This is a genomic window from Streptomyces sp. NPDC053432, assembly GCF_055585365.1.
The window spans coordinates 1-2,219 of record NZ_JBVJKF010000056.1; the positions used below are offsets into that span (position 1 = coordinate 1).

General features: G+C 68.0%; 2 protein-coding genes. Both read right to left on the reverse strand.

Annotated features, from left to right (window positions below):
- Positions 1–73 precede the first annotated feature (73 nt).
- Complete coding sequence (istB, locus tag ACZ6Y1_RS37490; protein WP_469640661.1) at positions 74–877, reverse strand: IS21-like element helper ATPase IstB; 804 nt, start codon at positions 875–877, stop codon at positions 74–76.
- Positions 877–2,127 (reverse strand): IS21 family transposase, encoded by a 1,251-nt coding sequence (gene istA / locus ACZ6Y1_RS37495; protein WP_469640664.1) that lies wholly within the window; start codon positions 2,125–2,127, stop codon positions 877–879. The genes istB and istA overlap by 1 nt, the downstream gene beginning before the upstream one ends.
- Positions 2,128–2,219: the final 92 nt, after the last annotated feature.

Consider the following 2,219-nt stretch of genomic DNA (forward strand, 5'->3'; position numbering starts at 1 on the left):
TGTCGGCGGCGCTTGAATCGTGACCCACCCTGGCCGGTTGAAGATTGACCCCCGGTCCGTCAGTTGATGTTGTTCATTCCCCGGTGTTGGCGGGTGGAACCCGGCCGAGGTCGCGGCCGCGCATGCGGTAGCTGTCGCCCTTGAGGGAGATCACTTCGGCGTGGTGGACGAGTCGGTCGATCATCGCGGCGGCCACGGTGTCGTCGCCGAAGACCTCTCCCCAGCGTCCGAAGGGCTTGTTGCTGGTGACGATCACGGACGCGTGTTCGTATCGGCCTGAGATGAACTGGAAGAACAGGTTCGCGGCCTCGGGTTCGAACGGGATGTAGCCGACTTCATCCACGACGATCAGGGGGATCCGGCCGAGACGGGTGAGTTCGTCGGCGAGTTTGCCGGCCTGGTGGGCTTCGGCGAGGCGGGCGACCCACTGGGCGGCGGTGGCGAAAGCGACCCGGTGACCGGCCTGGCAGGCCCGGATTCCGAGCCCGGTTGCGAGGTGCGTCTTGCCGGTGCCGGGCGGTCCCAGGAAGATCACGTTCTCTTTCCCGACGACGAAATCGAGCGTCCCCAGGTGAGAGATCGACTCTCGTTTGACGGACCGCTGGTGGTCGAAGTCGAAGTCCTCGAGCGATTTGCGGGAGGGGAAGCGGGCGGCTCGGATGCGGCCTTCGGCGCCGTGTGAGTCGCGGGCGGCGACTTCCCGCTGGAGGCAGGCGGCGAGGTATTCCTCGTGGGTCCAGCCTTCCGAGCGGGCCCGGTCGGCGAGTCGGCCGACCGAGTCACGCAGGGCCGGCGCCTTCAAGGCCCGTGTGAGATAGGCGATTTCCGAGGTGACGTCGCGGCCGTTCTTCGTGGTCTTGTCGTTGGTGGTGGTCATCAGGCTGCCCCTTCGCCCGTGGTCAGTCCGCCGTCGATGACGCCGAAGATCCGGTCATAGGAGTCCAGCGACCGTTCTTCGACGTCGGTCCCCTGGACGGGAACCGTCTTCTTGCTGGTGGCCGCCCTGCGGGCGGCAGCGGCAGCCGCCGCGTGATCCGGGTCGGTGAGGGTCTGGTGGCGGGCCCAGCAGCGGGCATGGCGGGCGACCTCGACGCCGTCGCAGGTCACCAGGACCTGGTCCAGGTCGGCGGCCACCTCGATGCGACGGCCGATCGCGAGGGGATGGACGGAGTAGTCGCAGGTGTCGAGGCGGACGTAGTGGTCCCGCGGCAGCCGTAGCGATGCTTTCCACCAGCCCGGCGGGGAGATCGGCGGCAGCTGGAGCATCCGTGAGCGGTCGGCTTCCAGCCGGTCCGACGGCCTGGCCTGCAACGTTCGGTGGATCCGCCGGTTGGCCTTGGTGAGCCAGTCGGCCAGCTGGATGTTGAAGTCCGCGGGGCTGGCGAAGACCCGGCCGGGCAGGAACGAGGTCTCCAGATAGCCGTTCGCCCGCTCGACCAGGCCCTTCGCTTCCGGATCACGGGGCTTGCAGAGGACGAACTTGATGCCCAGCAGGCCGGCGAACGCCGCGAAGTCATCCGTGAGCCGCGGGCCTCCGGGCTGCCACGAGCCGACGGCTCCTTCGTTGTCCCAGACCAGAGCCCTGGGGACGGCTCCCAGATCGGTCAGCAGCCGCCAGTGACCTGCGATCAGATCGGCCGCGTTCCTCGAGGGCAGCATCCGGGCGGTGATCCACCGCGAATAGCCGGCCACCATCACCAGCACCGGCGGATGGCCCACCTGCCCGAAGCCGAGCGGGATCTCGGCGGCCGGGAACCACAGATCACACTGGGCAACCTCACCCGGCTCATAGACCGTCCGCGATGCCGGATCGACGGGCCGGTAAGCCGGCCGAAGTTCCCGGACCCGTTCCTTGAGCACCGTCATGCCCCGCTGCCAGCCGAGCCGCTCGGCAATCACGGTCGACGGAATGTCCGGCCACTGTTCGAGCAGTTCACGGATCTGCGGCTCGACCGCATCGACGACCGAGCCCTTCGGCGCCCGCTGGTACTTCGGCGGCGCGTCATCGGCCACCGCCCTGCGGACCGTATTCCGCGAGATCCCCAGCTTCCTCGCGATTGCCCGGATCGGCATGTCCTCGGCTCTATGCAGCCGCCGGATCTCCGCCCAGTCCTCCACGCTGATCACCCATCCTCCCGGCCTGACTCAACGAGCCAGACCCTCGATGGGGGTCAACATTCATCCGCCGCCAACGGTCCACTTTTCACCCGTCACCGACA